Below are 23554 nucleotides of genomic sequence, written 5' to 3'. Positions count from 1 at the left end.
ACGTCCCGAGATGTCCGCTGCCTGCCGACTGGAGCACTGGCCCAAGTCTGGAAGGATGGGGGCGACGATGTCGTCGCCCCCTCAGTGAGGCGGCCCTCAGGTCAGGGCCAAGCCACCCACACCGCGCACATCAAGGAGCGGACAGATGCCCATCGCAACCCCCGAGGTCTACAACGAGATGCTCGACCGGGCGAAGGCAGGCAAGTTTGCCTACCCGGCGATCAACGTGACCTCCTCGCAGACGCTGCACGCCGCCCTGCGCGGCCTCGCGGAGGCCGAGAGCGACGGCATCATCCAGATGTCCACCGGTGGCGCCGAGTTCCTGGGCGGCCAGCACTCCAAGGACATGGTGACCGGCGCCGTAGCCCTCGCCGAGTTCGCGCACATCGTGGCCAAGAAGTACGACATCACCGTCGCGCTGCACACGGACCACTGCCCCAAGGGCAAGCTGGACACCTACGTCCGCCCGCTCCTGGACATCTCCGCCGAGCGCGTCGCCAAGGGCGAGAACCCGCTCTTCCAGTCGCACATGTGGGACGGCTCCGCCGAGACCCTCGCCGACAACCTGGCCATCGGCCAGGAGCTGCTCGCCAAGGCCGCCGCCGCGAAGATCATCCTCGAGATCGAGATCACCCCGACCGGCGGTGAGGAGGACGGCGTCTCGCACGAGATCAACGACAACCTCTACACCACCGTCGACGACGCGATCCGCACCGCCGAGGCCATGGGCCTGGGCGAGAAGGGCCGCTACCTGCTCGCCGCCTCCTTCGGCAACGTGCACGGCGTCTACAAGCCGGGCAACGTCGTCCTCAAGCCCGAGCTGCTCAAGGAGCTGCAGGAGGGCGTCGGCGCGAAGTTCGGCAAGACCTCGCCGTTCGACTTCGTCTTCCACGGCGGCTCCGGCTCCACCCTCGAGGAGATCCACACCGCCCTCGAGTACGGCGTCGTGAAGCAGAACCTCGACACCGACATGCAGTACGCCTTCACGCGTCCGGTCGTGGACCACATGTTCAAGAACTACGACGGCGTTCTGAAGGTCGACGGCGAGGTCGGCACCAAGTCCCTGTACGACCCCCGCACCTGGGGCAAGGCCGCCGAGGCCGGCATGGCCGCGCGTGTGGTCGAGGCCTGTGGCGCGCTGCGTTCGACGGGCACGAAGATCAAGTAACCCCGCGTGCAGGGTTGTTGACCTGCACTGAGGGTTTGCACTGAGGTTTTTGAAGGGCCCGGGTTCTCCGCACGAGAACTCGGGCCCTTCGGCCTGTGCTGCGCTCCAAGCCTGGCCGGGGAGGGTGGGTTCAGTCCGACAGGTCGAGTGAAAGCCGGACGGCGCGAGAGACGGCTTCCATCTCCGCGTCAGGGATGATCCCGAGGTACTTGCCCGAGGTGAGGAACGAAACCGTCATCGTGTGGAGCTGCGTGCCGATGACGGTTGCGGCGACCGGTGCGGTGATCGGGGCGGAGAGCAACGTGTCCGGCGCGGTTCCGGACGTGTCGCAGACCGCCGTGACCACGGTGAGCGGGTATGCGGCCATGGCCGCATCCGCCTGCAGGACCAGAAAGGTGTGCGTGCGGCCGCGGGGTGTGACGGCGCTCCAGATCTGTCCTCGCCGCGGTGGAGGGGCTGAGCTCATTGCTCACCGCCGGGCAGTTCATCGAGCGCGTCGAACGCGAGGGCCTGCAGGTCCTCGACCATGCCTGTCTGGCGGGCCTGCCACTTCGCGAGCCGGTTGGCCGCGTCCCTGACGGCCTGGGCCTGGAGCGCCTTGGCCGTGTACGCGGAGACGTTCCCGCCGGCCTCCGCCTTGATCGCGGCCAGTATGTCGGTGGGCAACGATACGGTGATCCTCGTCGTAGCGGTCATACCTGTAAGCGTACTGATCTGCATACTCCGGTGCATACTCTTTCGGAGCACTGGACCGCATCGCCACCGCCCCCACCCCATGCCGCAGACTTGACCCCATGGCCATTCACAAGGATCTGCTCGGGGGACCGCCCCCGACCCACCTGCCCGACGACCCCGAGCCCCGCGAGCTCCTCGCGAACGGCACGGCGTCCGCCGATGTCGCCGCGAAGTACCCCGCGTCCTCGCTCGCCTGGGCCCAGCTCGCCGACGAGGCCTTCGAGCGCGGCAGCGTCGTCGAGTCGTACGCGTACGCCCGCACCGGCTACCACCGCGGCCTGGACTCCCTGCGCCGCTCCGGCTGGAAGGGCCACGGCCCCGTGCCGTGGGAGCACGAGCCGAACCGCGGCTTCCTGCGGGCCCTGCACGCCCTCGCCCGCGCCGCGCAGTCGATCGGCGAGCAGGAGGAGTACGAGCGCTGCGCCGGCTTCCTGCGGGACTCCTCCGAGACTGCGGCCCAGACCCTGGGCTAGGCCTCCCGGCTGACGTACGGGCTGACGTACGACAGGACCTGCCTCGTCACTGTGACCAGGCAGGTCTTGCCGTATCGGGGGACGATTGCGGAGGATGCCGGTGGGGACCGGGGCCCCCGTGCCGGCATCGGCAGGGGCGGACCGCTACCCGTAGCAGGACCAAGGAGACAGCGATGTCCCACGAGGCGGAGATCCACGATCAGGAGACCCCTGACAGCCCGCATCTCGACTTCGCAGGCACCACGCCGTACGAGGACTACGTACAGGCCGATGTCCTCACCCACCTTCAGCACCTCCGCTCGGACGACCCGGGCGAGATGGTCTTCCTGGTGACGACCCAGGTGATGGAGCTGTGGTTCACGGTGATCGTCCACGAGTGGGAGACCGCCTCGCGCGCGCTGCGCGAGGACGACATCCCGGTCGCGGTCGCCGCGCTCAAGCGGAGCGTCCGTGAGCTGGAGGCGCTGAACGCCTCCTGGAAGCCGCTCGGCCAGCTCACCCCCGGCCAGTTCAACTCCTACCGCGCGGCCCTCGGTGACGGCTCCGGATTCCAGTCCGCGATGTACCGCCGGATGGAGTTCCTGCTCGGCGACAAGTCCGCGTCCATGCTGGTTCCCCACCGGGGCGCGCCGCGCGTGTACGCCGAGTTGGAGAAGGCCCTTGCCGAGCCGAGCCTCTACGACGAGGTGCTCGCACTGCTCGCACGACGCGGGCACGAGGTGCCGGCGGCCGTCCTGGAGCGGGACCGCTCCCTGCGGTACGAGCCGTCGCCGGAGGTCGAGGCGGTGTGGACCTCGCTGTACGCGGCCGAGGATGCAGAGGGACCGGCCGCCGAACTCCTGCGCCTGGGCGAGGCGTTGACGGACGTCGGCGAGCTCGTGTGGCGATGGCGCAACGACCACCTGGTCGCCACCCGGCGCGCGATGGGCAGCAAGGCCGGGACCGGTGGTTCGGCCGGCGTCGCCTGGCTGGAGAAGCGGGCCCGCAAGAACGTCTTCCCCGAGCTGTGGACGGCGCGCAGCCATGTCTGAGTCGCTTGCCGCGCGGGCCGCGGCGCTGGACGCCGCCGATGAACTGGGCAAGCTGCGCGAGCAGTTCGTGCTCGACGAGGGTGTGGTGTACCTCGACGGGAACTCGCTGGGCGCGCTGCCGCGTGCCGTTCCCGGCCGGGTCGCGGAGGTCGTCGCCCACGAGTGGGGCGAGCTGCTGATCCGCTCCTGGACGGAGTCCGGCTGGTGGGAGGCGCCCGAGCGGATCGGGGACCGCATCGCGCCGCTGGTCGGGGCCGCGCCCGGGCAGATCGTGGTCGGGGACTCGACCAGCGTGAACGTCTTCAAGGCGGTCGTGGGCGCGGTACGGCTCGCGGGGGCCGGCCCGGGGGGTGCGGTCAGGGACGAGATTCTTGTCGACGCTTCTACGTTCCCGACGGACGGCTATATCGCGGAGTCGGCGGCGCGGATGACGGGCTGCCGGTTGCGGCCCGTCGACCCCGCGTCCGTGCCGGACGAGGTCGGGCCGCGGACCGCGGCGGTCCTGGTCAACCACGTCGACTACCGCAGCGGGCGGCTGCAGGACCTGCCGGGAATCACGGCTGCCGTGCGCGGCGCGGGTGCGCTGGCGGTGTGGGACCTGTGCCACAGCGCGGGGGCCCTGTCGGTGGGGCTCGACGCCCATGAGGTCGACCTCGCGGTCGGCTGCACGTACAAGTACCTGAACGGGGGGCCCGGTTCACCCGCGTACCTGTACGTGGCGGCGCGCCATCAGGCCGCCTTCGACTCGCCGCTGCCCGGGTGGAACTCGCATGCGGAGCCCTTCGGGATGCGGCCCGGCTTCGAGCCTGCTCAGGGGGCGCTGCGGGGGCGGGTCGGTACGCCGGACATCCTGTCCATGCTTGCCCTCGAGGCCTCGCTCGGGGTGTGGTCCGATGTGTCCGTGGACGCGGTCCGGGCGAAGTCCCTGGCGTTGACGGACTTCTTCCTGGAGTGCGTGCGGGCCCATGTCCCGGCCGGGCAGGTCGAGTTGCTGACCCCTTCGGATCATGCCGCTCGGGGCAGCCAGATCGCGCTGCGGTGCGCCGGGGCGTCGTCAGTCATGGCTTCGCTGATATCCCGTGGCGTGATCGGGGACTACCGGGCCCCCGACGTCCTCCGCTTCGGCTTCACGCCGCTGTATGTGGGCTTTGCGGAGGTTGAGCGGGCGGCTCGGGTGCTGGGGGATGTGCTGGGCTAGGTTTTTTGCTCTCAAGCGCCGGACGGGCTGATTCATCAGCCCGTCCGGCGCTTGAGGACACCGCCCGGAGGGCGGAAGGCTCCGCAGGATTTCGGGAAGGGGCGGGTAGGGGACAATTTCTGACCGCAACGACCCGCCCACAGAAAGGCACACCAGAACCATGCCGGACGAGGACGCCGCCGCCGAGGAAGCCTCGGCCTTCGGGCACCCCGCCGTCGAGCCCGACGCCACCGCCGCGTACGGCGAACACCCCGACCAGGTGGTCGACTTCTACCGGCCCCGCGCCACCGAGGGCCCCGCACCCCTGGTGATCCTCCTGCACGGCGGTGCATGGCGGTCCCCCTACGACCGCCACCACATCACCCCCTTCGCCGACTTCCTCGCCCGCCAGAACCTCGCCGTGGCCAACGTCGAGTACCGCAGGGGCAGTTCACTCCCGCACCAGGGCGCCGAGGGTCCCGTCGCCGGCCGCTGGCCCGAGACCTTCGACGACATCGCGGCAGCGATGGACGCGCTCCCGGACCTCGTACGCGAAGCCCTGCCGCAGGCGGACCCCACCCGGACCGTCGTCACCGGACACTCCGCCGGCGGCCACCTCGCCCTCTGGGCCGCCGCCCGCCACGTGCTCCCCGAGGACTCGCCCTGGCACCTGCCGCGCGCCCCCCGGCTCAGGGGCGTCGTCGCGCTCGCCCCCATCGCCGACTTCGCGACGGCGGACGAGCTGGAGGTCTGCTCCGGGGCGAGTGTCCAACTCCTCGGCGGGCGGGCGAAGTTCGAGGAGCGCCGGGCCTACGCCGACCCCTCCGCGCTGCTCCCCACCGGCATCGCCACGACCGTCGTCCACGGTCGCACCGACCTCGTCGTGCCCGCGGCCGTCGCCGAGGCCTACGCCGACGCGGCCGCGAAGGCCGGCGAGGTGGTGGGCCTGACCCTCCTCGAGAATGTCGGGCACTTCCCGCTCATCGACCCGGCCGCCGACGCCTGCGCCGTGGTGGCGGAGGAGATCGCCCAACTGGCCTGGTGAACGCCCGGGGTTGAGGACAGAAGTTGTCCTCAAGGGCTTCTACGTTGGTCTCATCAAGCCGGACGACCAGAGGACGGGACGACCGGACGATGCCTGCGAACAGGAGCCCCAAGCCATGACCTTCCTAGTCACCGGAGCCACCGGAACCGTCGGCCGTCAGATCGTCGAGCAGCTGCTGAGCAAGGGCGAGCGGGTGCGCGCCCTGACCCGCGACCCGGAGCGGGCGTCCTTCCCCGAGGGCGTCGAGGTCGTACGCGGCGACCTTGCCGACCCGGGCGGTCTGGCCCCCGCCTTCGAGGGGGTCACCGGGGTCCACCTGATCACCTTCGGCGGGGAGTTGTTCGCTCCGCTGACCACCGGCCCGCAGCTCGTCGAGCTCGCCGAGAAGGCGGGGGTGCGGCGGATCACCGTGCTGCACGGGGGCGGCCCCTCGCCGCTTGAGGACGCGGTCAAGGCGTCCGGGATCGACTGGACGGTCGTGATGCCGGTCGAGTTCATGTCCAACGCACTGGAGTGGGCGCCCGGCATCCGCGCCTCGGACGAGGTCCGCGAGCCCTTCGTGGACCGCCTCAGCGCGATGGTCCACGAGGCGGACATCGGGGCGGTGGCGGCGACCGCGCTCACGTCCTCCGGACACGGCGGGCAGGCGTACGTCGTCACGGGCCCCGAGGTGCTGTCCCTCCAGGACAAGGTGTCGGCGCTGGCGGCCGCGCGCGGGCGTGCCATCGACCTGGTCGAGCTGAGTGAGGCTCAGGCGCGGGAGCAGTGGGCTGCGCAGGGGGTGCCTGCGGACACGATCGAGTTCCTGGTGATGGTTTTCCGGGACACTCCTGCGGAGGGGCGGACGGTGAACTCCGTGGTGCAGCAGGTCACGGGTCGTCCTGCGCGGACGTTCGCGGAGTGGGCGGTTGCGCATGCGGATGGGTTCCGGGCGTAGGAGATTTTCCCTCCCCTCCCCGCCCCTTCCCGTAAGGCTGCCGCCAGCTTCAAAGATTGTCCTCAAACGCCGGACGGGCTGATGAATCAGCCCGTCCGGCGTTTGAAAGTCTCAAACCTCAACCACCAACGACCGCAACCCCCGAATCACGAACCCACCCTTCCAAGCCGGCTCGGCAGCAAGCCGGAGTCCCGGTGCCTGGTGCAGCAATTCGGAGAAGGACGCGGCGAGTTCGAGCCGGGCCAGGGGCGCCCCCAGGCAGTAATGGATGCCCGCGCCCAGCGACACATGCGGATTGTCCCGCCGCGACAGATCCAGCGACGACGCCCGGTCGAAGACCGCAGGATCCCGGTTCGCGGAACCGAAGAGCAGCGCCACCTCCGCCCCGCGCGGGATAGGCACCCCACCCACCTCGACATCCTCGAGCACCCACCGCTCGAACAGCTGCAAGGGTGTGTCGTACCGCAGCAACTCCTCCACAGCTGTGGACAACAGCGAGGGATCGGCCCGCAGGGCAGCCAACTGGTGCGGGTTCCGGAAGAGCGCCCACCACGCATTGCCCGTCGTGTTCACCGTCGCCTCGTGCCCCGCGTTGAGCAGCAGCACACAGGTCGAGATCATCTCCTGCTCGGAGAGCCGGTCCCCTTCGTCGTACGCGGCGATGAGCGCCGAGATCAGATCCCCGCCCGGCTCCTTGCGGCGGGCCGCGATCAACTCCCGTAGGTAGGAGGAGAATTCGAGCGAAGCCGTCACCGCCCGCCGAGCCGTATCCTCGCCCGGATTCAGCTCGTACATCCCGCAGATGTCGGCCGACCAGGGCCGCAGCAGCCCCCGGTCGCTCTCGGGAATCCCCAGCATCTGCGCGATCACGGCGACGGGCAGCGGCTCGGCGACGCGCGCGACCAGGTCCCCGCCCCCGTCCGCGACGAGCTCGCCGACCAGACGTGCCGCCAACTCGGATACGTACGGCCGAAGTTCCTCGACGGTCCGGGGCGTGAAGGCCTTCGAGACGAGGCGGCGAATACGGGTGTGCCGGGGCGCTTCGAGGTCCAGCAGGCCGTTGTCGTTGAGGACGTGGAAGGGCTCGTGGCCGGGCGGGGGCGGGGTGCGGCCGAATTCCTCGTGGGTGAAGCGGTGCAGATAGGTGCGGCCGAGCCGACGGTCCCGCAGCAGGGCCGACACATCGGCGTGGTGCGGGATCAGCCACTGCCCGCTGGGCTCGAACCAGATCGCCCGTCCCGTGGCGCGGAGTCGGGCGTAGGCGGGGTAGGGGTCGGCGGCGAAGTCCGGGTCTGTGGGGGCGAAGGCGGGGTGGGGCATGGGCGGGACGCTAGTCGGGGGTCCCGCCCGGGGCCAGGGTCAGCGGACGAACTGACCGAGCGCTTCGGCGTCGAGCACGATGCCGACCGGCTGGGGCAGGTGCGCCGTCTCACCGAACGGGTGGCCTCACCCCGGCGTCACCAACCGGGCCTCGTACGCGAACACCGCCGCCTGCGTCCGGTCCCGCAGTCCCAGCTTCACCAGGATCCGCGAGACATGCGTCTTGATCGTCGACTCGGCCACCACCAGGTGGGAGGCGATCTCCGCGTTGGACCGCCCCTGTGCGATCAGCACGAGCACCTCCGTCTCGCGCTCCGTGAGGTCGCCGATCTGGGCCTGGGCCGGTGCCTTCGTGACCGATGCCAGCTTGGAGAACTCGGCGATCAGGCGCTTGGTGACCGTGGGTGCGAGAAGGGCCTCGCCGCTCGCCACCACCCGTACGCCGTCCGCGAGTTGGCGGGCCGAGGCGTCCTTGAGCAGGAAGCCGGAGGCGCCGGCCCGCAGCGCCTCGTACACGTACTCGTCGAGGTCGAAGGTCGTCAGGACGAGCACCTTCGACGGGGCGTCCGAGGCCACGATCTCCCGGGTCGCCTCGATGCCGTTCAGCTCGGGCATGCGGATGTCCATCAGGACGACGTCCGGGCGCAGGGCCGCGACCTGGGCGATGGCCTCGCGGCCGTTGACCGCCTCGCCGCACACCTCGATCCCGGGCATCGCCCCGAGCAGCACCGAGAAGCCCTCGCGGACCATCATCTGGTCGTCGGCGATCAGTACGCGGATGGGGCTCGCGGGAGCGTCGGAAGAGGAAGAGGGAGAGGAAGGCGCGCTCATGCCTGGTCCCCCTGAGTCGTCGCGGACACGGGCAGGAACACCGCGACTTCGTAGCCGCCGTCGTCCAGCGGCTCGGCCGTCATCTCGCCGTTCAGCATCGTCACGCGCTCGCGCATGCCGGTGACGCCGTGACCCGCGCCTGGGGATGGCTTGACGAGGCCGGTGGGCGGGCCGTTGACGATCCGCAGGCCGAGCCCCCCGAGCACGTACGAGATCTCGACCTTCGCCGATGCCCCGGGCGCGTGCCGCAGCGTATTGCTGAGGGCTTCCTGCACGATCCGGTACGCCGACAGCTCGACGCCGGGCGGCAGTTCACGCACCGCCCCGGTCACGGTCTTGGTGACGCCGAGACCGGTGTCGCGGACATTGGCGAGCAGCCCGTCGAGGTCGGCGAGGGTGGGCTGCGGGGCGTCCGGCGCCTCGTAGTCCTCCGCCCGTACGACGCCGAGCACGCGGCGCAGTTCGGTGAGCGCGGCCACCGCGTTCTCGCGGATCGTGGCGAAGGCCTGGGCGAGCTCGGGGGGCGGGTTCTCGACGCGGTAGGGCGCGGCCTCGGCCTGGATGGCGACGACCGACATGTGGTGCGCGACGACGTCGTGCAGCTCGCGGGCGATGTTCGTACGTTCTTCGAGGAGGGTGCGCTTGGAGCGCTCGACGAGGGTGACTTCTTCCTTGGCGACGACTTCGCGCTGCGCGGAGGTCCAGCCCCGGACGGACACGGCGGCGAAGAGGGAGAGGGCGCCGAGGACGGCCATGGCGAGCGTCGGGCCCGGGTCCTCGGCCCGGCCCCAGGACAGCGCGACGGCGTACCCGATCGTCAGCACCCACATGTCGAGGGCCACCCGGGCCCGCGACCTGAGCGCCACCATGGTCATCACGACCAGGTGCGAGACGAACCCGCCGACCGCCCAGGGGTAGACCTGGTCGCCCGTGCCGCCCATGGCCACCAGGGTCATCAGGATCATCGACAGCCAGAAGGCGGCCACCGGCCGGAACATCGTGAGGATCACCGGCACGGCGAAGAAGAGGCCGAGGGCCATCGCAGTGCTGTCCGCCCCGTCACTGGCCGTGCCGAGCAGCCAGACGAACGCGGCGGCCAGGACCACCGCGACCTGCGGCGCCCAGCGGGCCCGCGAGCGCAGGGGGGCGGGTATGTGCCGCAGCACCCTGGAGTCGTCGGCCAGCGGCGGCAGCGGCCGGAACGCGAAGGCCCCGGTGAAGAGGTCCTCGCGCAGGGCGCGGAAGGTGCCACGGAGCAGACGGGCCTCGCTGCGGAGGCCCTCCGGGTCGGTCGGGGGCTGAGCTGTCTCGGTCACACATCGAAGGTAAGCGGACGGCGGTGCGGGGTCGTCACCTTCGTTGCTGATCCTTCGGGGTCCGTCGCAGGTACTACGCGCCGCTCACCTGGTCCTACGCGTCGACCACCTGGTCCTACGCGTCGACCGCCCGGACCTACGAGCTTCCTGCCCGGTGCTGCGCGCCGGCCCTACGCGTTCCCCGCCCGGTCGCCGAACAGTTCTTCCCGCCGGGTCCGCCACCGGTCCATCAGCCCGCTCAGCTCCGCCTCCAAGAAAGCGAAGAACTCCAGCGTCTCCGTCATCCTGAGCCCCGCGGCCGTGTCCGGACCGAGGCTCGCGACGCCCTCCTTGAGGGTGGCCTCCCAGCGCTTGAGGATCTGGTCGCGGTTGGTCAGCGCCTCGTACCAGGTGCTGGCGTGCACCCGGTAGCGGTCACGCCGGGAGCCCGGCTCGCGCTCGCGCGTGACCATGTGGACCTGCGCGAGATAGCGCACCGCGCCGGAGATCGCGGCCGGGCTGACCTGCAGCTGCTCGCTCAGTTCGGCCGAGGTCATGGCGCCGGTCTCCGAGGAGAGGAGGGCGCCGAAGACCCGGGAGGGCATCCGCTGCATGCCGGCCTCGGTGAGCTGTGCCGCGAAGCTCTCCACGAACCGGTCGACGCGCTCGTCCCGTTCACTGCCCCGCTTGTTGCTGCCGCCGGCCGTGCTGCCGGTCGTGCTGCCGGTCGTTCTGTCGGTCGTCATCTCCGGATCCTCTCCCCTTGCCCCCGTGCTGCCCCCGTGGCCCTGCCTTGCCGACGAGTTTATAGGCTTCCTTAACTTCACAAGTTTATGAAAGTAGCGTACGTTCTGAACCATGACGAAGGCAATCAGCGTGGCCGGACTGCACAAGGCGTTCGGCAAGACGCACGCACTGGACGGCCTCGACCTCACCGTGGAGACCGGCGAGGTCCACGGCTTCCTCGGCCCCAACGGCGCCGGGAAGTCCACCACCATCCGGGTCCTCCTCGGCCTCCTGCGCGCCGACTCCGGCGCCGCCCAGCTGCTCGGCAAGGACCCCTGGAACGACGCGGTCGAGCTGCACCGCAAGATCGCGTACGTCCCCGGTGATGTGACCCTGTGGCGCAACCTCAGCGGCGGCGAGGTCATCGACCTCTACGGCCGCCTTCGCGGGGGCCTGGACAAGGCGCGCCGCGCCGACCTCATCGACCGCTTCGAGCTCGACCCCACCAAGAAGGGGCGCACGTACTCCAAGGGCAACCGCCAGAAGGTCGCCCTCGTCGCCGCCTTCGCCTCGGACGTCGACCTGCTCATCCTCGACGAGCCCACCAGCGGCCTGGACCCCCTGATGGAGGAGGTCTTCCAGAGCTGCGTGGCCGAGGAGGTCGCGCGCGGCCGCACCGTGCTCCTGTCCAGCCACATCCTCAGCGAGGTGGAGGAGCTGTGCGACCGCGTCTCCATCATCCGCAAGGGCCGCACGGTCGAGACGGGCTCGCTCGCCGACCTGCGCCATCTGACCCGCACCAGCGTCACCGCCGAACTGGCGGGCGCGCCCAACGGGTTGCAGGGCCTGCCCGGCGTGCACGACCTCGACGTGCAGGGCCACCGGGTCAAGCTCCAGGTCGACAGCGACAAGCTCGACGCCGTCCTGCGCTCGCTCACCCAGTCCGGCGTACGGTCCCTGACCAGCACGCCGCCCACCCTGGAAGAGCTCTTCATGCGCCACTACCAGGACGACGTACGCACCGGCAGCGCAAGCAATTCAGGCAGTGAAGAGGCGATGGCGCGATGACCGCCGTACTCGACACCCCGAGGCGTCATGTCCCCTCCAGGGGCAACGCCCGCCCCCTCGCCGGTACCGGCGCCCTCCTCCGCCTCGCCCTGCGCCGCGACCGCGTGCTGCTCCCCCTGTGGGTGCTCCTCATCGGCGGCACCACCGCAAGCGCGGGCAGCTCGCTCGGCAAGATGTACGACACCGCGGCCAAGCGCGAGGACGTACTGCACTCGATGGCCACGAACGGCTCGCTCCGCGCCCTCTACGGACCGGCCTTCGACAGCTCCCTCGGTGGCATCGTCGCCTGGCGCTACCTCGTCTTCATGGCCGCGTTCGCCGCGATCCTCAGCCTGATCATCGTGGTCCGGCACACCCGCGAGGAGGAGGAGACCGGCCGCCAGGAGATGCTCTCGGCCGCCATGGTCGGCCGCCGCGCGCCCCTCACCGCGGCCCTCCTGGTCGCCCTGATCGCCAACACCGGGATCGCCCTGCTCACCACCATGGGCCTCGCCAAGGAAGGCGCGGGCGGCGCCCTCGCGATGGGCCTCGGCATCGGCGGCGTGGGCATGGTCTTCGCGACCATGGCGGCGATGGTCGCCCAGCTCACCGAGACCGCACGCCTGGCCAAGGGCCTCACCGCGGGCGCCGTCGGCGCGGCCTTCGCGCTGCGGGCCGCGGGCGACTCGGCGACCGCCGACGGCTCCCACCCGCTGACCTGGCTCTCGCCCATCGGCTGGGCGGAGAACCTGAAGCCCTTCGCGGGCGAGCGCTGGTGGGTGGTGCTCCTGTTCCTCGCCGCGATCGGCGTCCAGGCGGTCGTCGCGTACGTCCTCGCCGGCCGCCGCGACATCGGCATGAGCTTCCTGCCGGCCCGCCCCGGGCCCGCCGAGGGACGCCTGAAGACCGCGGGCGGCCTGGCCTGGCGGCTGCAGCGCGGCAGCCTGCTCGGCTGGAGCCTCGGCTTCCTGCTCTGCGGCGTGATGTTCGGCGCGATGACGGACGGAGCGGTCGACCTGGTCGGCGACAACGCGTCGACCAAGGAGATCCTCGCGCGCATGGGCGGCCAGGCCGGGGTCACCGACTCCTTCCTCGCCGCGATGGTCGGCATGCTCGCGATGGTCGCCGCGCTGTACGTCGTCCAGTCCGTGCTCCGCCTGGGCGGCGAGGAGACCGCCCAGCGCGCCGAGCCGATGCTCGCGAACGCGGTCGGCCGCATCCGCTGGGCCGCCGGTCACCTGGTCGTCGCCTTCGGCGGCGGCGCCCTGATCATGCTGATCGGCGGGCTCGGACTGGGCCTCGGCTACGGCAAGCAGGTCGGCTCCATCCTGGGCGCCTGTGCCGTCCCGATCGCGGCGATCTGGCTGCTCGGCTCGTTCGCGGTGCTGGTCTACGGCCTGTTCCCGAAGGCGGCGGTCGCGGGCTGGGCGTACGCGGGCTTGTCCCTGGGCCTCGGCTGGGTGGGCGCGGCGCTCAACCTGCCCACCCGCGTCCTCCAGCTCTCCCCGTTCGAGCACCTGCCGAAGATGCCGGGCAACGCGATGAACTGGACCCCGGTCCTGATCATGCTCGCGCTCGCTGTGGTGTTCGTCGCGGCCGGGCTCGCGGGCCTGCGCCGCAGGGACATCCAGACGGGCTGATTCTTCGAGCTCGGCCTCGATGAATCAGCCCGTCCGGCGCTTGAGGACATCAGTGACAGCTGTTGAAGCCGGCGGCAGCCTTACGGGAAGGGGCGGGGAGGGGAAAAAGAAAGCCCGTCCGGCCAGGACCGGGGGCCCGGGGGCAGCGCCCCCGCGACCTCGACCCGCCTAGCCCCGAGGCAACGTGAGCGCCCAAGCCCCGGACCGCACGGTCCAGGTCCGAGTCCGCACCGGCCCCCCGGTCACCGCATCCGCCCGATACCGAAAGTCCGGCCCCGACACCGTCACGGTCCGCGCCCGCGCCTGCAGAGGCGCCACATCCGCTCCCACCGACGAAGGCCGCACCTCCACCCGAGCGAACCCACCCCGCACCGCCGTCACCGACACCGCCTCGACCACCTGGTCCAGATCGACGAGCGTCACCCCGTCCGCCTCCACCCGCAGCCGCGCCGGCCGCGGCCCGGGAGCGGCATCGGAGACAGCGGGCCGTACGAGGGTGCGTACCAGCGACTGACAGGTGCGCAGCGGCGCGCCCCACCACGCCTCGCCCGAGGGCCGCTCGGCCGCCACGGGCGCCGCTTGCGGCAACGCCGGAATCCGCAGCCCGCCGAGCACCACCCCGTCGCTGTCGTCGACCAGCAGATCGAGCCTGCGCGGCGCCCCGTCAAGGACCGTCCGCGCGGCCGCCACCGCCCCCGCCGGAACCCCGAACCGCTGCGCGAGGGCCGACGAAGGGCCGACCGGCACGAAAGACAGGACGGAGGTCCCGAGATCGCGCTCGCGGTGCAGCGCGGACACCGCCCGCAGCAGGGCCCGGTCGTCACCCACCACCACCGGCCGCCGCGACCCCCTGCGGGCCAGTGCCCGCGCGAATTCCTCGGGCCCCTCGGGCAGACAGACCCGGACCGCGGCCCCGGCGCACAGCACGTCCTTGGCGATCCTCACGGACTCCCCGTCACTGCGGCGGGCGGATGGGTCGATCACCATCAGCAGCGCCTCTGCAGAGAGGGCGGCGGGCTCTGGAGCCGACACCTCGGTCCTTCCTCGGGTAGCATCTTTGTGCAAGAGCCCCTTGCGCTATTGCGCCAGGGGCTTCGTCTATGCCGGGGCACCGGTCCGACAGGGGCGGTCGACGAGGACCGCCGGGTGTACGTATCCGCGTACGCCCCTGACCTTGGACATGCCCCACCCGGAAGGGGTGTACGCCTGTGCCCGCACTTGTGCTGCTCGGTGCTCAGTGGGGTGACGAAGGCAAGGGAAAGGCCACCGACCTGCTCGGTGGCTCCGTTGACTATGTAGTGCGCTATCAGGGCGGCAACAACGCCGGCCACACGGTTGTCGTAGGCGACCAGAAGTACGCACTGCACCTTCTCCCCTCCGGAATTCTTTCCCCGGGGTGTACCCCGGTCATCGGGAACGGTGTCGTTGTCGACCCGGCGGTCCTGCTCTCCGAGCTGAGCGGGCTGAACGAGCGCGGCGTCGACACGTCGAAGCTCCTGATCAGCGGAAACGCTCACCTCATCACGCCGTACAACGTCACGCTCGACAAGGTGACGGAACGCTTCCTCGGGAAGCGCAAGATCGGGACGACGGGCCGTGGCATCGGCCCGACGTACGCCGACAAGATCAACCGGACCGGCATCCGCGTCCAGGACCTCTACGACGAGTCGATCCTGGAGCAGAAGGTCGAGGCGGCCCTGGAGGGCAAGAACCAGCTGCTCGCCAAGGTCTTCAACCGCCGCGCCATCGAGTCGGGCCCGATCATCGAGGAGATGCTCCAGCACGCGGAGGCGATCCGTCCCTTCGTCGCCGACACGACGCTGATCCTGAACAACGCCATCGACGAGGGCAAGGTCGTCCTCTTCGAGGGCGGCCAGGGCACGCTGCTCGACGTCGACCACGGCACGTACCCCTTCGTCACCTCGTCGAACCCGACCGCGGGCGGCGCCTGCACGGGCGCCGGCGTCGGCCCGACGAAGATCACGCGCGTGATCGGCATCCTGAAGGCCTACACGACGCGTGTGGGCGCGGGCCCGTTCCCGACGGAGCTCTTCGACGAGGACGGCGAGGCGCTGCGCCGCATCGGTGGCGAGCGCGGTGTCACCACCGGCCGTGACCGCCGCTGTGGTTGGTTCGACGCCGTGATCGCCCGCTACGCGACCCGCGTGAACGGCCTGACGGACTTCTTCCTCACCAAGCTCGACGTGCTCACCGGCTGGGAGCAGATCCCGGTCTGCGTCGCGTACGAGATCGACGGCAAGCGCGTCGAGGAACTCCCGTACTCCCAGAGCGACTTCCACCACGCGAAGCCGATCTACGAGTACCTGCCGGGCTGGTCCGAGGACATCACCAAGGCTCAGACCTTCGCGGACCTGCCGAAGAACGCGCAGGCGTACGTGAAGGCCCTGGAGGAGATGTCGGGCGCGCCGATCTCGGCGATCGGCGTCGGCCCCGGCCGGACCGAGACGATCGAGATCAACTCGTTCATCTAGGGCGCCGGTTAGCGTTCTTGCAGGTCAGCAGCTCGTACGTTGACGGGGTCCGCCCCGGTCGCCGGTGATCCGGTGGCCGGGGCGGACCCCGTTCGCGGTGGTGGGGGATCAGTCGCTCACCCGATGATGGCTCGCAGTACGAGGATCACGACGGCGGTGACCACGAACATGACGACCAGGCGGGCGTTGCCTCGGAGTGCGCGCCGGGATCTGGTGGCCGGGTTGGCGGGCGTCCGGCGCGGGGCGGGCGGCGGCGAAGCCGGCTGTGTGGGCGCCTGCCAGGCGCGAACCGGCGCGGGGGCCGGTGCCGGGTCGGCGACCGTCGGCGGGTGCGGCTGTGGTGCCGCGACCGGGGCGAAGTCCAGCAACTGCGCGGACTTGCGCCCCAGTTGACTGAGCACTTTGCCGGGCAGCCACGGTTCGTCGGGGTCCGTGCCGGTGCGGGCGACGACGTCCTGCAGGGCGGGCCGGTGTGCCGGATCCTTCCGCAGACACTGTTGTACGAGCCCGAGGAGGGACTCCGGGACGCCGACGAGGTCGGGCTCCTCCTCCGCCACCCGGAACATCAGCGCGTGCAGCCCGCTGTCCACGGTCCCGAAGGGGGAGCGTCCGGTGGCGGCGTACGCGAGGACCGAGCCCAGGCAGAAGATGTCGGAGGCAGGGGTGAGCCGCTGCCCCCGCACCTGCTCCGGCGACATGAAGCCGGGCGACCCGATCACCGCGCCCGTGCGCGTCAACGCGCCCTCGGCCAGGGTCTCCAGGGCCCGCGCGATGCCGAAGTCGATGACGCGCGGCCCGTCCACCGTCACCAGGACGTTCTGCGGCTTGAGGTCGCGGTGGATCAGTCGCGCCGCATGGATGTCGCTCAACGCCCGCGCCAGACCGCCCGCGAGGGAACGTACCGAATCCTCCGGCAGCGGCCCGAAGTCCCGCGCCACCACGTCATACAGCGAAGGTCCGGCGACGTACTGCGTCGCGACCCAGGGCACCCGCGCCTCGGTGTCGGCGTCGAGCACGGCCGCCGTCCACGCCCCGCCCACCCGCCGCGCGGCCGCGACCTCGTGCGCGAACCGCCGCCGGAACTCGGGGTCCTTGGCGTACTCGGCCTGCACGACCTTGACCGCGACGGTCCGGCCGACATCCGAACGGCCCAGATAGACCAGGCCCATGCCGCCCGCGCCGAGGCGGGCGATGAGGCGGTAGGGGCCTATGTGCGTCGGGTCTTCGGCGATCAGCTGGTCCACGGGAAGAAGCTAGTCCAAATTCGCCTTCCAGTGCAGGGCGTCCATCGTGGGCGCGGTCTCGCCGGCGACGGGCCGGAACGAGAGCTCCCGCCCGTCGTCGCCCTCGACTGCCTGGAAGCTCAGTGTGGGCGCGTACTGCGCGCAGCCCGTCGGCGACTTGCTGTCGACGAGTTCGGCGGGCGGGGTGCGCAGCAGGGACCACTCCTGGGAGAACGCCTGGGCCGTGTAGACGCATTTGCGCACGGTGCCGGCACCGTCCTTGCCGGTGGTCACGAAACGCACGCCGCGCTTGGTGGCCCCTTCGCCGAGTGTGAACTCGAAGCGGTACGTGCCGTCCTCGCCTCGGCCGTTCCAGGAGCCCCGATAGGCCTTGGCCAGCGGGCTCCTCGCGGCCGCCGACGCCTTGTCGAACATGACAGGGCCGTATGTCGAGCCCGGGGCCGATTCCGGGTCCGCCGCGTCCGACCACGCGAGCGCTCCACCCGTGCCGGAGGTGAGTGTGCCCGTGCTCTCCTCGCAGCGCCCCGACTCGGACTTGGGGCTCGCACTCTTCAGCTTGCTGTTGCCGAGTGTGATCGAGTCGGCCTGCACCGCAGTGATGGTGCTGTCCCAGACACACAGCCGTTCCTCGTTCAGCACGGCGTACTCGACGTTCCTCTTGTTGATCACCAGTCGCGCGGTCACCCCCTGGAGCGTGAGCCCGTCCTTGCGGTCGACGACCGCCTCCCAGGACCCGTGGAACGCACGCGGAGCGCTCAGCGCGGGGGTGTTGTCCCCTGAGCCCTTGTTGTCGTCCTGCCACGGACTGAGCGCGAGCAGTCCCGCTCCGGCGGCGATGAGGGCGGCGACGACGGCTGCCCCGGCCATGTCGGCCCGGCGACGGAGTCGGTTCGGCGCCGGACTTGGTGTGGGTGCGGGTGTGCGCGTGGGCGTGCGCGTCGGCCCGTCGTATCCGGGCCCGACGGTAGGCGCAGAGGCAAGCGCGACCTGCGGAGGCGTGGCGGGCGCTTGAGCGGGTGAGGGTAGGGGCGCGGTCCGGGTCGGCGGTGGGGTCGGTTCCGGGGTCGGTTCCGGGGTTGGTTCCGGTTCCGGTTTCGGGGTGGAGGCCGGGGCGGGCACGACGGCCGTGTGCGGTCGTAGTGGGTCGAAGTCCAGCAACTGGGCAGCGTGTCGCCCCAGTTGGCCGAGCAGCCTGCCCGGCAGCCATTCGCCGGCGCCTTCCGTGGTGGTGCGGGCGGCGATCTGTTCGGGCGTGGGGCGCCGGGCCGGGTCCTTCTCCAGGCATGCGCGTACGAGCCCGAGCAGCGCCTCCGGCACCCCGTCCAGGTCCGGTTCCTCCTCGGCGACCCGGAACAGCTGCGCGTGCAGCCCGTTGCCGGTCGCCCCGAAGGGCTGGCGCCCGGTGGCCGCGTACGCGAGGACCGAGCCCAGGCAGAACACGTCGGACGCGGCGGTGACTTCGAGGCCGCGCACCTGCTCCGGCGACATGAAGCCGGGGGAGCCGATCAGCATGCCGGTGCGGGTCAGGAGGCTGTCCCCGGTGATGCTGTCCAGGGCGCGTGCGATGCCGAAGTCGATGACGCGCGGGCCGTCGACGGTGACGAGGACGTTGGACGGCTTGAGGTCGCGGTGGACCAGGCCCACCTGGTGAATGGCCTCCAGGGCGAGCGCGAGGCGGTTGGCGAGGACCCGGACCGAGTGCTCGGGCAGCGGCCCGTGCTGCTCGGCGACGACGGTGTGCAGGTCCGGCCCGGGAACGTACTGCGTGACGACCCAGGGCGTCGCCGCGTCCGTGTCCGCGTCGAGCACACCCGCCGTCCAGGCCCCGCCCACCCGCCGCGCCGCGCCCACCTCGCGGGCGAACCGGGCGCGGAACTCGGGGTGTTGGGCGAAGTCGGCCTGGATGACCTTGACCGCGACGGTCCGCCCGCCTTCGGAGCGGGCCAGGTAGACACGGCCCATGCCGCCCTCGCCCAGGCGGGCGATCAGGCGGTAGGGACCTATGCGCGTCGGGTCTTCGGTGATCAGCTGGTCCACAGAAATCTCGCTATCCGAACGCCCGGGAATACAGGGTGAGTTGGTGGAGCACGATCATCCCCCCGGCTCAGGGCGAACGGAAGGTCGGGCCGCCGGGGCTACCGCCCTGCATCGTGCGAGTGGCCGCGGACCAGTCGGGAGCGCCCGGCGCAAGACCGCCCGCCGAGCCCTGCCCGCGGATCAGCAGCCCTCCGACCAGCGCCGCGACCAGCAGGCCGCCGGCCGACTGGTACAGGAACGCGGGGTCGTCGGCCCTCAGCTCGACCCACCCGCCCGCCGTGCCGAACAAGGCCAGACCGAGTGAAGCGCCCACCGCCTGGTGCGCGACGACCAGGCCGGCCCGGCCGCCGGAGTCGTGCGGGGCGGTGCCGTCGGTGGCGGTCGAGTAGAGGACCGTGCCGGCCATGCCCAGGCCGAGGCTGAGGCAGATCATGCTGGGGAAGGCGCCGGAGGCGGACTCCATGGCCAGCTGGATCAGCAGCACACCGACGGCCGCGACCAGCAGCCCCGGCACCAGCATGGCGCCGGGCCCGACGCGGGGCAGCAGCCGGGCGGTGACCAGGGAGCCGAGGAGGAAGAAGCCGGTCATCGCCACGAAGGCCGCGAGCGCGAGGCCGCCCCCGACGGACATCAGGAACTCGCCGAGCAGCGGCACCACGATCGCCAGGGCGAGCCCGGTGAAGAGCAGGGCGAGCATCGCGCCCAGACGGTTCCGGTTCCCGGTCTCGTACGGTGGCAGGATGCTGTCCGCTGACCTCGACTGGCGCCAGAAGAAGACCGTCATCATGATGATGCCGCAGGCGAGGGGGAAGAGCACTGCAGGAGTTCCCCAGTCGGGCATCAAGTCCCCGTCGATGGTGTGAGTTGCCGAGCCGACTATCCGGTGGAGGCCGTAGACGAGGGCCCCGACCCCGAGTGTGCCCAGCAGCGCGCCCAGTGCGTCGAAGCGGGCCGGCGTGCGGCCCGGCTGGTCGCGGACCAGGGCGGCCGTGCCGATGATGGCGATGAGGGCGAGCGCGACGGTGACGTACATGACGGCGCGCCACGTCATGGCCTGGGCGAGCGGCACCGCGAGGAACAGGCTGAGCGCGGAACCCCCGACACCGACCAGGGCGTAGATCCCGTAGGCCTTCCGGCGTTCGCCGGGCTCGGTGACGTTGGCGCCCACCAGGGCCAGGGACGCCGATGCCACCAGGGCCGCGAAGACGCCCTGCAGGATGTGGCCCCAGATCATCGGCTCGGCACTGCCGGCCGCGGCGCGGACCGCTGTGGCCACCGCGAAACCGCTCAGGCCGATGAGCAGCGTCGTCTTGCGGCCGACTAGGTCCGCGAGATGCCCGCCGACGAGCAACAGCGCGCCGAAGGCGAGGGCATGGCCGGTGAGCAGCCACCGCACGCCGAGGCTGTCGAACTGCGTGTCGGCGAGGATGTCGTGCAGCAGTACGGACGAGCTCGACGCGTCGAGCAGCACCACCAGTTGCGCGAGCGTCGCCATCGCCAGCGCCCACCAGCGCCTGCCGTGCGGGCTGCCGTCGGAGGGCCTGGGCACGGGAGGCCAGACGCCGGGCATCGGGACGCCCGGCGGCCCGTATCCCGGTGCGGGACTGAAGCCCGCCGGCGTCGTCGGCGCGTACGGGTTCTGGGCGTACGGGTTCCCGGCGGCGTACGCGGGTGGGGGAGTGGACGGTGCCAAGGGGTACGAGGTCGGCTCGGGCGGGGCGACCGGCTGCCCGGTCCGAGCTCGCGGGTCCGGCTGCGGGCCCCGCTGCTCCGGCGCGAAGTCCAGCAACTCCGCCGCCTTGCGGCCGAGTTGGGCAAGGACGGACCCCGGCAGCCACTCCTCCGCCCGGTCCGTCACCGTGCGCTCGATCACCTCGGCCGGAGTGGGCCGCTGCGTCGGATCTTTGCTGAGGCAGGCGCGTACGAGATCGAGGAGCGATTCCGGTACGCCGGTGAGGTCGGGCTCCTCCTCGGCGATGCGGAACAGGTGCGCGTTGAGGCCCGTGTCCGTGGCGCCGAAGAGGAGGCGGCCGGTGGCGGCGTAGACGAGGACGGCGCCCAGGCAGAACATGTCGTTCGCCGGGGTGAGTTCATGGCCGCGGACCTGCTCCGGCGACATGAAGCCGGGGGAGCCGATCAGCATGCCGGTGCGGGTCAGGAGGCTGTCGGCGCCGATGCTGTCCAGGGCGCGGGCGATGCCGAAGTCGATGACGCGCGGGCCGTCGACCGTCACCAGGACGTTCGAGGGCTTGAGGTCGCGGTGGATCAGGCCCGCCTCGTGCACCGCTCGGAGCGCTATGGCCAGGCGGTTGGCGAGGACGTGGACCGAGTCCTCGGGGAGCGGGCCGAAGTCCTTGCCGACCACGGTGGTGAGGTCGGGGCCGGGGATGTACTGGGTCGCCACCCAGGGCACGGCAGCCTCGGTGTCCGCGTCGAGGACGGCGGCCGTCCAGTCGCCGCCCACCCGCCGGGCGGCGGCGACCTCGCGGGTGAACCGCCTGCGGAATTCGGGGTGTTGGGCGTGCTCGGCCTGGACGACCTTCACCGCGACCGTACGTCCGAGATCGGACCGGCCCAGATAGACCAGTCCCATGCCGCCCTCGCCGAGGCGGGCGATCAGGCGGTAGGGGCCGATGTGTGTGGGGTCCTGCCCCGTCAGCTGTTCCACGGTGGCTGGGTCAGCCCTTCACGTTGGGGCTCAGGTGGTGGCAGAGCTTCACGAAGAGGTCGAGGTTGGGTATCACGTACGCTTTCGCCATCTCCGGGGCCGTCGACCTCCGCTGGTGGCCGTTGAACATGAAGGTGCCGGATTGGAAGCCGATTTCGATGATCTCCGGCCAGGTGGACGAGTACTTCTTGTCCGCGACGCCGCCCCGGTTGACCGTGTAGGGGCCGAAGTTCACCGACTCGCCCTGCTGGATGCGCGTGAGCGTCGACGCCAGCTGGGCCTGGGTGATGCGCTCCTGGATGTGGTCGCCCCACATGTACGGGTAGAGGAACCCGGGGCCGTTCACCACCGAGGTGATGCCGAGAGCCGTCTTTTCCGCCTTGAACAGGGGAGGCCTGCCGAACCCTATGGTCAGGGCGTTCCCCGCCGGGTCGATCAGAGTCGAGCAGGCCTCCGCGGCACCGCCGTTGATGGTGCGGCGGTACTGCAGGGCGCGCACGGTCCCCCAGTCGTACGCGCCCATGTAGCCGTCCCGCCCGGCCACGACCAGGCCGCCCGTGAAGAAGTACAGCCTGCAGTCCCGCGACTTCTTCCACCCGAAGCCCTGCTTCGTCGCGAGCGTGTCCCCCCAGGCGCCCAGGCCGCGTTGGGCGGCGAGTGCGGCGGCCGCTGCGGACGGCTGCTCCTTGCGGATGTGCTCGATCTCGTCCTTGGCCATGTGGTCATCCCCCGGATTAGGCAACGTCGACTCTAAGGTAGGACAACTATCCAAGAGTGGCGAGGGGTTCCGGTTACTTCCAGGGGCTGAGGGGAGTGAGCCCTAGGCGATCTTCGTGTCCCGCCCGACCTTCTCCCAGGTCGCCAAGTCGCCCCGGACCTGCTCCAGATGGGCCCCGATCGCGTCGATCGAGTCGTCGCCGAGGGCCAGTCGCAGCGGGGTCTCCGCCGCGTCCAGCGCCGCAAGGACCGCGGCCGCGGCCTTCGCAGGGTCGCCCGCCTGGGTGCCGTCGCCGGACTCGACCATCGTGCGGGTCGCGCCCACCGTGTCCGCGTAGTCGGCGATCTCGCTCGTGCTGGCGCTGTGGTTGCCGAACAGGCTCGTACGGAACGCGCCCGGCTCGACGATCAGCACCTTGATGCCCAGCGGCCGGACCTCGTCGGCCAGCGCCTCCGACAGGCCCTCCAGCGCGAACTTCGTGGCGCTGTAGCCCCCGAACCCGGCGAACGACAACTGCCCGCCCACACTGCTCAGCTGCACGATCGCGCCCGAGCGGCGGGCCCGCATGTGCGGCAGGACGGCGCGGGTCAGCGCGGCGGGGCCGAAGACGTGCACGTCGAAGAGCGAGCGCAGTTCGTCGTCCCCGGTCTCCTCGACCGAACCGACGTGCGTACGGCCCGCGTTGTTCACCAGTACGTCGATACGGCCGTGCCGCTCGGCGACGTCCGCGACCACGCGGTCGATCGCGGCGGTGTCCGTCACGTCGAGGGCGACGGCCTCGACCTGGCCGGGATGGGCGGCGACCAGATCGTCGAGAGAGCCCGTGCGGCGGGCCGCCGCGACGACCACGTCGCCCGCGCCGACCGCCGCCTCGGCGAAGGCCCGGCCGAAGCCGCTGTTCGCGCCGGTGATCAGCCATACCTTGTTCATTGCCAACTCCCGTTTTGCCTATGGACCGTTGAGACGTACT

At 71.0% G+C, this 23554-nt stretch carries 20 protein-coding genes and 1 pseudogene; 9 read left to right on the top strand and 12 right to left on the bottom strand.

The window, feature by feature from the left end:
- The first annotated feature begins 145 nt into the window (after nucleotides 1-145).
- Nucleotides 146-1168 (top strand): class II fructose-bisphosphate aldolase, encoded by a 1023-nt coding sequence (gene fbaA / locus OG430_RS23715; protein WP_327354589.1) that lies wholly within the window; start codon nucleotides 146-148, stop codon nucleotides 1166-1168.
- A gap of 130 nt (nucleotides 1169-1298) precedes the next feature.
- Here the strand turns inward: fbaA and OG430_RS23710 are convergent, their stop codons facing one another.
- Both OG430_RS23710 and OG430_RS23705 read right to left on the bottom strand, forming a co-directional pair.
- The gene (locus OG430_RS23710) at nucleotides 1299-1535 is read right to left on the bottom strand and encodes a hypothetical protein (RefSeq protein WP_327354588.1); all 237 of its coding nucleotides are present in this window, start codon (nucleotides 1533-1535) and stop codon (nucleotides 1299-1301) included.
- Between the two features lie 95 nt (nucleotides 1536-1630).
- Nucleotides 1631-1864: a hypothetical protein gene (locus OG430_RS23705; RefSeq protein WP_327354587.1), complete on the bottom strand. Its 234-nt coding sequence runs from the start codon at nucleotides 1862-1864 to the stop codon at nucleotides 1631-1633.
- Nucleotides 1865-1962: 98 nt separating this feature from the next.
- Here OG430_RS23705 and OG430_RS23700 point away from each other — a divergent pair, with 98 nt between their 5' ends.
- The 5 genes from OG430_RS23700 to OG430_RS23680 all read left to right on the top strand — a co-directional run bounded on the left by OG430_RS23700 (nucleotide 1963) and on the right by OG430_RS23680 (nucleotide 6566).
- Nucleotides 1963-2376 carry a DUF3151 domain-containing protein gene (locus tag OG430_RS23700; RefSeq protein WP_327354586.1) on the top strand — a complete coding sequence of 138 codons (414 nt, stop codon included), beginning with the start codon at nucleotides 1963-1965 and terminating at the stop codon, nucleotides 2374-2376.
- 173 nt (nucleotides 2377-2549) lie between these two features.
- The gene (locus OG430_RS23695; RefSeq protein ID WP_327354585.1) at nucleotides 2550-3407 is read left to right on the top strand and encodes a tryptophan 2,3-dioxygenase family protein; all 858 of its coding nucleotides are present in this window, start codon (nucleotides 2550-2552) and stop codon (nucleotides 3405-3407) included.
- On the top strand, nucleotides 3400-4605 hold the full coding sequence (kynU, locus tag OG430_RS23690; RefSeq protein WP_327354583.1) for a kynureninase: 1206 nt from the start codon (nucleotides 3400-3402) through the stop codon (nucleotides 4603-4605). Before OG430_RS23695 ends, kynU begins: the two co-directional genes overlap by 8 nt.
- Before the next feature lie 160 nt (nucleotides 4606-4765).
- A complete protein-coding gene (locus OG430_RS23685) occupies nucleotides 4766-5629 on the top strand; it encodes an alpha/beta hydrolase (protein WP_327354581.1) in 864 nt (287 codons plus the stop codon).
- 115 nt (nucleotides 5630-5744) lie between these two features.
- Entirely contained in the window at nucleotides 5745-6566 is an 822-nt protein-coding gene (locus OG430_RS23680) for an NAD(P)H-binding protein (protein WP_327354580.1), read from the top strand.
- A gap of 111 nt (nucleotides 6567-6677) precedes the next feature.
- On the opposite strand, the gene OG430_RS23675 is transcribed toward OG430_RS23680, so the two are convergent.
- From OG430_RS23675 to OG430_RS23660, 4 genes are all read right to left on the bottom strand, one after another.
- On the bottom strand, nucleotides 6678-7886 hold the full coding sequence (locus OG430_RS23675; RefSeq protein ID WP_327354579.1) for a cytochrome P450: 1209 nt from the start codon (nucleotides 7884-7886) through the stop codon (nucleotides 6678-6680).
- A 126-nt stretch (nucleotides 7887-8012) separates the two neighbouring features.
- Nucleotides 8013-8717 (bottom strand): response regulator transcription factor, encoded by a 705-nt coding sequence (locus tag OG430_RS23670; protein ID WP_327354578.1) that lies wholly within the window; start codon nucleotides 8715-8717, stop codon nucleotides 8013-8015.
- Entirely contained in the window at nucleotides 8714-10033 is a 1320-nt protein-coding gene (locus OG430_RS23665) for a sensor histidine kinase (protein WP_327354577.1), read from the bottom strand. Before OG430_RS23665 ends, OG430_RS23670 begins: the two co-directional genes overlap by 4 nt.
- A 170-nt stretch (nucleotides 10034-10203) precedes the next feature.
- Nucleotides 10204-10758, bottom strand: coding sequence for a GbsR/MarR family transcriptional regulator (locus tag OG430_RS23660; RefSeq protein WP_327354576.1), 555 nt, complete (start codon nucleotides 10756-10758; stop codon nucleotides 10204-10206).
- A 112-nt stretch (nucleotides 10759-10870) separates the two neighbouring features.
- Here OG430_RS23660 and OG430_RS23655 point away from each other — a divergent pair, with 112 nt between their 5' ends.
- Entirely contained in the window at nucleotides 10871-11806 is a 936-nt protein-coding gene (locus tag OG430_RS23655; RefSeq protein WP_327354575.1) for an ABC transporter ATP-binding protein, read from the top strand.
- Entirely contained in the window at nucleotides 11803-13425 is a 1623-nt protein-coding gene (locus OG430_RS23650; protein WP_327354574.1) for an ABC transporter permease, read from the top strand. The genes OG430_RS23655 and OG430_RS23650 overlap by 4 nt, the downstream gene beginning before the upstream one ends.
- Nucleotides 13426-13593: 168 nt before the next feature.
- Here the strand turns inward: OG430_RS23650 and OG430_RS23645 are convergent, their stop codons facing one another.
- Nucleotides 13594-14412 (bottom strand): diacylglycerol kinase, encoded by an 819-nt coding sequence (locus tag OG430_RS23645; protein WP_327359196.1) that lies wholly within the window; start codon nucleotides 14410-14412, stop codon nucleotides 13594-13596.
- Between the two features lie 221 nt (nucleotides 14413-14633).
- Here OG430_RS23645 and OG430_RS23640 point away from each other — a divergent pair, with 221 nt between their 5' ends.
- Nucleotides 14634-15917, top strand: a complete 1284-nt coding sequence (locus OG430_RS23640) for an adenylosuccinate synthase (RefSeq protein WP_327354573.1) — start codon at nucleotides 14634-14636, stop codon at nucleotides 15915-15917.
- A gap of 212 nt (nucleotides 15918-16129) precedes the next feature.
- Here OG430_RS23640 and OG430_RS23635 read toward each other — a convergent pair.
- The 5 genes and pseudogenes from OG430_RS23635 to OG430_RS23615 all read right to left on the bottom strand — a co-directional run.
- Nucleotides 16130-17161, bottom strand: a pseudogene (locus OG430_RS23635) (serine/threonine-protein kinase); the annotation flags it as partial.
- A 9-nt stretch (nucleotides 17162-17170) separates the two neighbouring features.
- A complete protein-coding gene (locus OG430_RS23630; protein WP_327354572.1) occupies nucleotides 17171-19198 on the bottom strand; it encodes a serine/threonine-protein kinase in 2028 nt (675 codons plus the stop codon).
- 67 nt (nucleotides 19199-19265) lie between these two features.
- On the bottom strand, nucleotides 19266-21866 hold the full coding sequence (locus OG430_RS23625) for a bifunctional serine/threonine protein kinase/MFS transporter (RefSeq protein ID WP_327354571.1): 2601 nt from the start codon (nucleotides 21864-21866) through the stop codon (nucleotides 19266-19268).
- A gap of 10 nt (nucleotides 21867-21876) precedes the next feature.
- Complete coding sequence (locus tag OG430_RS23620; protein ID WP_327354570.1) at nucleotides 21877-22584, bottom strand: DUF6585 family protein; 708 nt, start codon at nucleotides 22582-22584, stop codon at nucleotides 21877-21879.
- Nucleotides 22585-22686: 102 nt separating this feature from the next.
- A complete protein-coding gene (locus tag OG430_RS23615; protein ID WP_327354569.1) occupies nucleotides 22687-23514 on the bottom strand; it encodes an oxidoreductase in 828 nt (275 codons plus the stop codon).
- Between the last annotated feature and the right edge of the window lie 40 nt (nucleotides 23515-23554).

It is taken from the genome of Streptomyces sp. NBC_01304, from assembly GCF_035975855.1.
GTDB lineage: Bacteria > Actinomycetota > Actinomycetes > Streptomycetales > Streptomycetaceae > Streptomyces.
The sequence above is the reverse complement of the archived record's forward strand: the minus strand, read 5'-3'. Positions and strand labels throughout refer to the sequence as shown.

Bases quoted from the DNA above. Each gene is read 5' to 3' on its own strand.
- fbaA (WP_327354589.1), top strand. From the start codon at position 146: ATGCCCATCGCAACCCCCGAGGTCTACAACGAGATGCTCGACCGGGCG.
- OG430_RS23710 (WP_327354588.1), bottom strand. From the start codon at position 1,535: ATGGCCGCATACCCGCTCACCGTGGTCACGGCGGTCTGCGACACGTCC.
- OG430_RS23705 (WP_327354587.1), bottom strand. From the start codon at position 1,864: ATGACCGCTACGACGAGGATCACCGTATCGTTGCCCACCGACATACTG.
- OG430_RS23700 (WP_327354586.1), top strand. From the start codon at position 1,963: ATGGCCATTCACAAGGATCTGCTCGGGGGACCGCCCCCGACCCACCTG.
- OG430_RS23695 (WP_327354585.1), top strand. From the start codon at position 2,550: ATGTCCCACGAGGCGGAGATCCACGATCAGGAGACCCCTGACAGCCCG.
- kynU (WP_327354583.1), top strand. From the start codon at position 3,400: ATGTCTGAGTCGCTTGCCGCGCGGGCCGCGGCGCTGGACGCCGCCGAT.
- OG430_RS23685 (WP_327354581.1), top strand. From the start codon at position 4,766: ATGCCGGACGAGGACGCCGCCGCCGAGGAAGCCTCGGCCTTCGGGCAC.
- OG430_RS23680 (WP_327354580.1), top strand. From the start codon at position 5,745: ATGACCTTCCTAGTCACCGGAGCCACCGGAACCGTCGGCCGTCAGATC.
- OG430_RS23675 (WP_327354579.1), bottom strand. From the start codon at position 7,886: ATGCCCCACCCCGCCTTCGCCCCCACAGACCCGGACTTCGCCGCCGAC.
- OG430_RS23670 (WP_327354578.1), bottom strand. From the start codon at position 8,717: ATGAGCGCGCCTTCCTCTCCCTCTTCCTCTTCCGACGCTCCCGCGAGC.
- OG430_RS23660 (WP_327354576.1), bottom strand. From the start codon at position 10,758: ATGACGACCGACAGAACGACCGGCAGCACGACCGGCAGCACGGCCGGC.
- OG430_RS23655 (WP_327354575.1), top strand. From the start codon at position 10,871: ATGACGAAGGCAATCAGCGTGGCCGGACTGCACAAGGCGTTCGGCAAG.
- OG430_RS23650 (WP_327354574.1), top strand. From the start codon at position 11,803: ATGACCGCCGTACTCGACACCCCGAGGCGTCATGTCCCCTCCAGGGGC.
- OG430_RS23645 (WP_327359196.1), bottom strand. From the start codon at position 14,412: ATGGTGATCGACCCATCCGCCCGCCGCAGTGACGGGGAGTCCGTGAGG.
- OG430_RS23620 (WP_327354570.1), bottom strand. From the start codon at position 22,584: ATGGCCAAGGACGAGATCGAGCACATCCGCAAGGAGCAGCCGTCCGCA.
- OG430_RS23615 (WP_327354569.1), bottom strand. From the start codon at position 23,514: ATGAACAAGGTATGGCTGATCACCGGCGCGAACAGCGGCTTCGGCCGG.